Source organism: Tahibacter sp. (assembly GCF_035481375.1).
GTDB lineage: Bacteria > Pseudomonadota > Gammaproteobacteria > Xanthomonadales > Rhodanobacteraceae > Tahibacter.
In genome coordinates this window covers 1-8,852 of sequence record NZ_DATIGT010000152.1, presented here as the reverse complement: position 1 = coordinate 8,852, position 8,852 = coordinate 1, and the positions used below count along the sequence as shown (strand labels likewise).

The 8,852-nt window shown below is 67.8% G+C and carries 5 protein-coding genes; 4 read left to right on the top strand and 1 reads right to left on the bottom strand.

Annotated features, from left to right (window positions below):
• A partial coding sequence (locus VLF18_RS10280; protein WP_325279538.1) for a hypothetical protein occupies positions 1-295 on the top strand: 295 nt, incomplete at its 5' end.
• A gap of 146 nt (positions 296-441) precedes the next feature.
• Here the strand turns inward: VLF18_RS10280 and VLF18_RS10275 are convergent.
• Entirely contained in the window at positions 442-813 is a 372-nt protein-coding gene (locus VLF18_RS10275; RefSeq protein ID WP_325279537.1) for a hypothetical protein, read from the bottom strand.
• Positions 814-986: 173 nt separating this feature from the next.
• Between VLF18_RS10275 and VLF18_RS10270 the strand changes: the two genes are divergently transcribed.
• From VLF18_RS10270 to VLF18_RS10260, 3 genes are all read left to right on the top strand, one after another.
• A complete protein-coding gene (locus VLF18_RS10270; RefSeq protein ID WP_325279536.1) occupies positions 987-3,428 on the top strand; it encodes a penicillin acylase family protein in 2,442 nt (813 codons plus the stop codon).
• Entirely contained in the window at positions 3,425-5,131 is a 1,707-nt protein-coding gene (locus VLF18_RS10265; RefSeq protein ID WP_325279535.1) for a cyclic peptide export ABC transporter, read from the top strand. Before VLF18_RS10270 ends, VLF18_RS10265 begins: the two co-directional genes overlap by 4 nt.
• Positions 5,132-5,156: 25 nt before the next feature.
• Positions 5,157-8,852, top strand: a 3,696-nt coding sequence (locus tag VLF18_RS10260) for an amino acid adenylation domain-containing protein (RefSeq protein WP_325279534.1), incomplete at its 3' end; no start/stop codon positions are given.

The window sequence follows — 8,852 nt, the reverse complement described above, 5'->3', positions numbered from 1 at the left end:
CCGCGATGCGTTTTACGAAGACACACCGATCGCGGCGCCTGCCGCGCATTGCCCGGATGCGGCTTCAGTTGCGCCGCGCCTGGCCGCCGCCGCGACATCTCCGGAAAAGGCCGAGGCCGCCGAATCCCGCGCGAGCCGTTCCGCCGTCGCGCGCCGAGTGACGCGCGCGTGCCATAACTGTCCCTGCGCCGTCCAGAACTTTTTTCCACAGTTTCGAAAAAAAAGTTTCGCGGCGATGTCGGTTTTGGCGACCGGTCGACGTTTCTGGGAGACAAGCCCGATCGCGTCGCGCTAAGCGACTGTTCTCAGGCGTGTTGCTGCAGTCGCGTCGCGTCGTCTCGCACGCTGCGACGGATGTGGCGGAGATTGTCGGCTCGTCGGGAAAATGTGGCGATTGATCGCATATCCAAATGCAGGTTCGGGTAATGGGAAAACGATTTCCTATTGGAACAGTGCGTTGATTTTCATGAAATTGCCCCGTGTTGCGAACGCTTGATTCATTTTGCTGTCAATCGTCCGCAGCATTTCCAGGGCAGTCTCCGGGCGGTCGACACAGGGATTAATTCTGTGCAATATCGCCGCCCCGTAGATTGCGGGATTGTTGTGCAATGCATCAGTCGCACTGTGTAATTGGCAAGTAGTGCGATTAGTTAAAATGTTGTAGAGGTTGCTGGGCGGCCCGAGGTCGGGGGACACGGGCGCAGCAGGACGACGCATCGGCGGCGCTCCTGTGGAGGATTCTGCGGCGGCTGCCGCACGCACCATCGGTGCAGCCGGTCTTGCGACCGGGAATTTTCGCAGCGTTGTATACATAGCATTTTTGCGGTTCCCAGATGCCGTGTGGCGACTTCCAGGAAGGGAGAGCGCCATCCCCCGGCATGAAAGGCCATGAGGTCGGCGACTGTCCGTGCGGCACGTCGTCAGCTGCCTCGTGGGCGGTCATGAATGTTCGTTCGCAAGGATTCGGGATGTTTCGGAAATTCCCCTTGGTTTCGCGGCTCGTCGTGTTCGTGGTTTTCCCGGTGCTGGCGCTGATCGCGCATCAGGGATGGCAGCTCCGGCAAAGCCTGCCTCAGGTCTCCGGCAACGTTGCGGTGCCGCGCCTGGCCCGGCCGGCGAGCATCGTGCGCGATGCGCAGGGCGTGCCCCGCATCGTCGCGCGCAGCGACGCCGACGCGTTCTTCGCCATGGGCTACGTCCACGCGCAGGACCGTCTCTGGCAGCTCGAACTGCAGCGGCGCATCGCGCAGGGGCGCCTGTCGGAAGTGTTCGGCAAATCGAGCATCGACCAGGACATCTGGTTTCGCACGCTCGGACTGCGCCGCTCGGCCGAGTCGGCCTGGAGCGCGCTGAGCCCGGATGCGCAGCGCTCGCTGCAGGCCTACAGCGACGGCATCAATGCCTGGATCGCCTCCGGCGCCGCGCTGCCGGTCGAGTTCCGCATGCTCGGCATCGCGCCCGAGCCCTGGACGGTGTACGACTCGCTCGCGTGGATCAAGGTGTTCGCGCTGAACCTCGGCGGCAACTACCGGCGCGAAGTCGAGCGCCTGCTCGTGAGCCAGGTCGTCGATCGCGAGAAATTCGCCCTGCTGTTCCCGACTGGTGCGCCGCCGTCGACGGTCGCGGCGCTCGATCCCGCGAATGTTGCCCGCTTCGCCGCCTTCGCGCGCTTCCAGGATTCGCTCGAAACGCAGCTGCATCTCGGCGGACGCTACGTCGGCAGCAACGCCTGGGTCGTCAGCGGCAAGCTCGGCGCCGGCGGCGCGGCGCTCATGGCCAACGATCCGCACCTGGGCCTGCAGATTCCGTCGCTGTGGTACATGGCCTCGATCAAGGGCGACCGCATCGATGCGCAGGGCGCGACGCTGGTCGGTCTGCCGGTCGTGATCTTCGGCCGCAACGCGAGCGTCGCCTGGGGCGGCACGAATCTCATGGCCGACGCGCAGGATCTGTACCTCGAACAGGTCGACGCTGCCGATGCCGGCCGCTATCTCGTCGACGGCAAGCCCGAAGCCTTCGTCGTGCGCGACGAATACATCACGGTGCGCCAGGACTTTCCCTCGTTCCTGCGCAGCCCGCTGCAGCCGCTGCACGTCCGCGTGCGCGAGTCGCGTCACGGCCCGATCGTCAGCGACATGTTCGACGTGTTCGAGCAGCCCGCCGCGCTGCGCTGGACCGCGCTCGATCCGGGCGACACGTCCTACGAAGCGTTCTACGGACTGAACTACGCGAGCGACTGGACCTCGTTCCAGCAGGCGCTGAAGTCGCAGGTCGCGCCGGCGCTGAACCTGCTCTATGCCGACAGCGCCGGCAACATCGGCTACATCGCGGCCGGCCGCATGCCGGTGCGCAAGAACGGCGACGGCACCCTGCCGGTGCCGGGCTGGAACGACGACTACGCCTGGACCGGCGAGATTCCGTTCGACCGGTGGCCGCGCCGCTATAACCCCGAGGAAGGCTTTCTCGTCAGCGCGAACGAGAAACCCGTCGGCGACGACTATCCCTGGCTGATCTCGCAGGACTGGGCTTCGCCGGCGCGCGCCGAGCGCATCGCCGCGCTGCTGCGCGAGGCCGTGTCGGCGGGGCGCACGCTCGATGTCGCCGCGATGCAACGCATCCAGGCCGACACGCGCAGCGCGCCGGCGCAGCGTCTGCTCGCGCGGCTGCTGAAGCACGAGCCGAACAACGATCAACAGCGCCGCGCGTTCGATCTGCTGCGCGCCTGGAACGGCGACATGGCGCGCGACAGCCGCGCCGCGACGATCTTCAACGCCTGGATGCGCGAGCTGCGCCGCGAACTGCTCAGCGACGACCTGCGCGGCTTCTGGAACAAGGAGCGCGAGAGCCGCTACATGAAGGGCGTCGCCGACAATGTGGAACTCGATACCGTCGACCGCATTCTCGCCGGTGGCGACTCGGCCTGGTGCGACGACCAGGCCACGCCCGCGCGCGAGACCTGCGACGACGCGATCGACGCCTCGCTCAACGACGCGCTCTGGGAAGTGCTGAAGTTCCGCGGCGACGAATCCATGGGCGACTGGGCCTGGGAAGACGTGCACGAGACGGTCTATCGCCACGTTCCGTTCAGCGACGTCAACGTGCTGCGTTCCGTGTTCGAGCGGCGCATCGGCAACGGCGGTTCGCCCGACAGCGTCAACGTCGCGAGCTTTTCGCTCGACAAGTCGCGCGGCTACGTGCAGGACTTCGGCGCGGGCTTCCGCCAGGTCGTCGCGCTCGGCGCAGGCAAGGTCGAGCACCGCTACATGAATTCGACGGGCCAGTCCGGCAACGTCGTCAGCACGCACTACGACGACATGGTGCGGCCGTTCCGCGATCTCGAATTCCTTTCGCTGGACCCGGCCGCGGCCGGCGTCGACACGTTGACGCTGACGCCCGCGGCCGCCGCTGCGCAGGGAGGTGCGCCGTGAATCTGCTCGGATCGTTCGCCGAGAAATCGCCGAACAAGGTATTCGTCTCCATCGTGCTCGGTGCGCTCGCGGGCGCGAGCTATTCGCTGATCATTCCGCTCGTGCTGAGCGTGCTCGATCCCGACAGGGGCAAGTTCGCGACCGTCGAGAGCGAGACCGGCTATTTCTTCTCGTGGCAGGTGTCGAACTACAAGTACGCGCTGCTGTTCGCCGCGGTCTGCGCGTTCATCCTGATCGCGCGCACGCTGTCGCAGGTGATCCTGACGCGCGTGTCGATGGACGTGACCACGGATCTGCGCACGCGCATGTACCGGCGCATCGCCGACGCGCCGATCGCCGACCTCGAACGCGTCGGTCACGCGAAGCTCGTCGCATCGATCACCGCCGACGTGCCCGTGATCATCGCCGGCGCGCGCCTGCTGCCGGATCTGCTGACCAACGCGGTCACGCTGATCGGCATGCTCGGCTTCCTGCTGTACCTCAATGCCGCCGTGTTCTGGTTCGTCATGGGCTGCATCGCGTTCGGCATCGCCACCTACCAGCTGCCCATGCTCGTCGGCCGCCGCTATCTCGTGCGCGCGCGCCGGCACCTGGACGGCCTGCACGAATCGATCCGCGGCCTCGTGCACGGCGCCAAGGAGCTCAAGCTCAATCACGACAAGCGCGAGGACTATTTCCGCGCGGTGCTCGGCGACAACGAAGACCGCGTGCGCGACGCCGGCAAGACCGGCCACACGATCATGCGCGTCGCGCTCAACTACGGAAACCTGATCACGTTCTTCGTGATCGGCGCGGTCAGCTTCGTGTTCGTCAATCACCACGCGATCTCGCGCCAGGAACTCAACGGCGTGATCATGGCGCTGCTGTACGTGACCGGCCCGATCGGCGCGCTGCTGAATTTCATTCCGCAGTACACGACGGCGCAGATCGCGCTGAAGAAGCTCAACCAGCTGTTCGCGCAGATTCCGCAGGAAACCGTCGCGCAGGACGGCCGCGCGCTGCGCGGCTGGCAGACGCTGCGCTTCCGCGACGTGCGCTACCAGTACGCCGACCGCAACGGCGATCCGGGCTTTGCGGTCGGCCCGCTGAATCTCGAGATCCGCAAGGGCGAGATCACGTTCATCGTCGGCGGCAACGGCTCGGGCAAGTCGACGCTGAGCAAGCTGATCACGCTGCACTACCGGCCCGGCGCCGGCGCGATCGAATTCGACGATGAACCCGCGACGGACGCGAACCTCGCCGGCTTCCGGCGCGGCATCGCCGCGATCTATTCCGACTATTACCTGTTCGAGCGCGCGCTCGGTCTCGACGGCCGCGACGTGCAACAGGAAATCGACGGTTATCTGAAGGCGCTCGCGCTCGAGCACAAGGTCACGTTCAAGGACGGCCGCTTCTCGACGCTGTCGCTGTCGGACGGGCAGAAGCGGCGTCTCGCGCTCGTGATCGCGTTCCTCGAAGACGCCGAGCTGTACCTGTTCGACGAATGGGCGGCCGACCAGGACCCGACCTTCAAGGCCGTGTTCTATCACCAGATCCTTCCGCAACTCAAAGCGCGCGGCAAAGCCGTCGTCGCGATCTCGCACGACGACCGCTACTTCGATCTCGCCGATCAGCTGATCGTCATGAACGAAGGCCGCATCGCGAGCGCCGACGAGGCGCCGCGCACACCTGTGATCGAGCTGCCGCTGGCGCAAGCGGTCTGAACGCAACTCCCGGACGATGACTTCCATGGACGCTTCCGTCGCGCTGTTTCCGTTGACGCTGACCCAGCGGGATATCTATCTCGACCAGCTGCACGCGCCGGACAGCCCGCGGTACAACATCGGGGGCTACATCCGCATGGCGCGCGTCGACGTCGAGCGGCTGCAACGCGCGCATGCGCGTCTTGTGCAGTCGCACGACGCGTTCGGCATCCGCGTGCATGCCTCGGCCGACGGCGTGTTCCAGTCGCTGTCGGCCGTGCGCACGACCGACCTGCCGCTCATGGATTTCAGCGCCGAGGCCGATGCGGCCGGCGCGGCGCGGCGTTGGCTCGACGCGCGCTTCCGCGCAACGATCGCACCGCACGACGCGGAGCTGTATGGCGCCAGTCTGCTGCAGATCGGCGCCAATGAATTCTGGTACTGCGTCATCGCGCATCACCTGATGATCGACGGCTGGGGCTTCGCGAACCTCGCGCGTGCGCTCGGCCGCTATTACTTCGACGCCGACGCCGACGCGTCGCTGCCGTGGACGCAGATCGCGTACGACGACGCCGACTACGCGCAGGGTGCGAAGTTCGCGCGCGACGGCGCCTACTGGCGGCAGCGCATCGAGGAAATGCCCGAGGCGCTGCTGACGCCGTTCCATCGCCGGCGCTTCGACGCGCGCGGCGCCGTGCCGAGCGGGCGCGAAACGCTGCGCCTCGAACCCGACGACTACGCCGTGCTGCAGCAGCTCGCGCAGACACTCGGCACCGGCGTGCCGCAGCTGCTGCTCGCGGCCTGGAGCGTGGGTTTCCGGCTCGGCCACGGCGACGACCGCCTCGTCGTCGGTCTGCCGGTGCACAACCGTCAGACGCGCGCGCACAAGCAGACCATCGGCGTGTTCACGAGCGTGATGCCGCTCGTGCTCAACCTGCCGCTGAGCCGCGGCTTCGACGCGATCGTGCGCGACATCGCCGACGCGCAGCGCGGCGACTACCGCCACCAGCGCTATCCGATCGGCCAGCTCATGGGCGATCTGGGCGCCGCGGGCAGCGGCCGCAGCCTCTACGACGTCACGTTCAACTATCTGAAGCTCGACAGCGCGTTGGAGATCGCGGGGCAGGCCGCGCACCTCAACTATCTGAGCCACGGCTTCAGCGCGACGCCGCTGACCCTGACGGTCTGGGAATACGGCAGCGGCCAGCCGGTCGAATTCCACTTCGATTACAACCTGGCTTATTTCGACGACGCCGAGGCGCGCCTGCTCGGGCCGCGGCTGCAGCACCTGCTCGCGCAGATCGGCGCGAATCCGCAGATCGCGATCGGCGAACTCGCGGCGCTGCCGCCGTCGGAAGCGGCGACGGTCCTCGCGCTCGCGCAGGGTGCCTCGATGGCGATCGAACCCGTGCTCGCGCACGAACTCGTCGCGCGTCAGGCGCAGCGCACGCCGGATGCGATCGCGCTCGTCGACGACACGCGGTCGCTGACCTATGCGCAGCTGCGCCAGCGCGTGCGCGGGCTCGCGCATGCGCTGCAGGCCGCCGGCGTCGGGCCCGAGCAGCGCGTCGGCCTGTGCCTGGAACGCCGCTGCGAAGCCGTCATCGGCATGCTCGCGGTACTGGAAGCCGGCGGCGCCTACGTACCGCTCGATCCGTCGTATCCGGCGCAGCGCCTGGCCTATCTGATCGACGACAGCGCCGTGGCCTGCGTGCTGACGAGTGCTGCGCTGCGACCGTCACTGCCGCTGCGCGACGGCGTCACCGTGCTCGACATCGACGCCGTGCTCGCCGATGCGGATGCGCTGTCGCGCGCGCCGGCCGTCCCCACGCTGACGCCGTCGCATCTGGCCTATGTGATCTACACGTCGGGCTCGACCGGCCAGCCCAAGGGCGTCATGGTCGAGCACGCGGGCCTCGTCAATCTCGTGCACGGACTCGCCGCCGACTATGCACTCGGCGCAGACGACCGCGTGCTGCAGTTTTCGTCGATCAGCTTCGACGGCGCGACCTGGGACTGGGCGCGGACGCTGAGCCAGGGCGCCGCGCTCTACATCTGCAGCGACGAGGTGCGCCGTTCCGGCGAGCAACTGTCGGCCTATCTGCAGCAGCAGCGCATCACGCATGCGCTGATTCCGCCGGCCGCGCTCGCGCAGGTCGACGCGACACAGGACTACGCGCTGCGCTCGCTCGTCGTCGGCGGCGAAGCCTGCGACGATCGCCTGGCCTGGACCTGGGCGGAAAAATGCGCGGTGTTCAATGCCTACGGTCCTACCGAATGCAGCGTCGTCGCGACGCAGGCGCGCGTGCGTGCCGGCGCGCCGCTGGCGATCGGCACGGCGCTGCCGAACTGCGCGGTGCATGTGCTCGATGCGCGCGGCGAACCCGTGCCGCTCGGCGCCGCGGGCGAGCTGTACATCGCCGGTGCCGGTCTCGCGCGCGGCTATCTCGGCCGCGATGCGCTGACCGCGGAACGCTTCGTCGACGGACGTGGCACGCTGGCCGGCGTGCGGCTGTACCGCAGCGGCGACCGCGTGCGCCGGCGCCTCGACGGCGAACTCGAATTTCTCGGCCGCGTCGACGAACAGATCAAGCTGCGCGGCTTCCGTATCGAACTTGGCGAGATACAAGCCGCGCTGGCCGATTGCGCCGGCGTCGAGCGCGGTCTCGTGGTCGTGCACGGCGAGGGCGCCAATCGTTTCCTCGTCGCCTATGCGGCGAGCGCCGCGGTCGCCGGGCACGATGCCGAAGGCGTCTCGGCATTCGCGCAGCAGGTCCTCGCCGAACTGCGCGCGCGCCTGCCGGACTACATGCAGCCGGCCGTCGTCGTACCGCTGGCGGCGCTGCCGCTGACCGCGAACGGCAAGATTGACCGGCGCGCGCTGCCGGCCATCGACGTCACCGCGCAGCCGTCTCGGGCCGCGCCGCAGACGCCGAGCGAACTGCGCATCGCCGCGATCTGGCAACGCGTCCTCGGCATCGACAGCGTCGCCGTCGACACGAGCTTCTTCGCGCTCGGCGGGCATTCGCTGCTGGCCTCGCGTGTCGCGAGCGCAATCGGCGAGGAATTCGGCAAGGATGTCGCGCTGCGTTCGGTGTTCGAGCACGTCACGGTGCGCAGCCAGGCCGCGCATGTCGATCGCGCGCGTTCGCAGCGCCAGGCGATCGAACGCGTGTCGCGCGAGCGAGATCTTCCGCTGTCGTATCCGCAGCAGCGCCTGTGGATGCTCGATCGCCTCGACGGCGGCAGCGCGCACTACAACCTGCCGGCGGCCTTCCGCATCGATGGCGCGCTCGACGTAGATGCGCTGCGCCGTGCGCTCGACGGCGTCGTGCATCGCCATGAAGTGCTGCGCACGCGGTTCGGGAGCGACGGCGACGCGGTGCGGCAGGTCGTCATGGAACCGTCCGGGCTCGTCGTTCCGCTGATCGATCTCGGTGCGCTCGACGCCGGCGCGCGCGACGCGGTCGTCGACGCGCAGCGCGCCGAACAGGCGCAGGCCGCGTTCGACCTTACGCGCGATCTGCCGCTGCGTGCGATGGTGCTGCGCCTGGACGCGCAGCAGCACGTGCTGCTGCTGACCTTGCACCACATCGCCGCCGACGGCTGGTCGGTCGTGCCGTTCCTGCAGGAACTCGCGGCGCTGTACGCCGTGGAAACCGCCGGTGCAGCCGCCGCGCTCGCGCCGCTTGCGATCCAGTACGCCGATTACGCGGTGTGGCAGCGCGAACGCGTCGCCGGA

Bases quoted from the DNA above. Each gene is read 5' to 3' on its own strand.
- VLF18_RS10275 (WP_325279537.1), bottom strand. From the start codon at position 813: ATGTATACAACGCTGCGAAAATTCCCGGTCGCAAGACCGGCTGCACCG.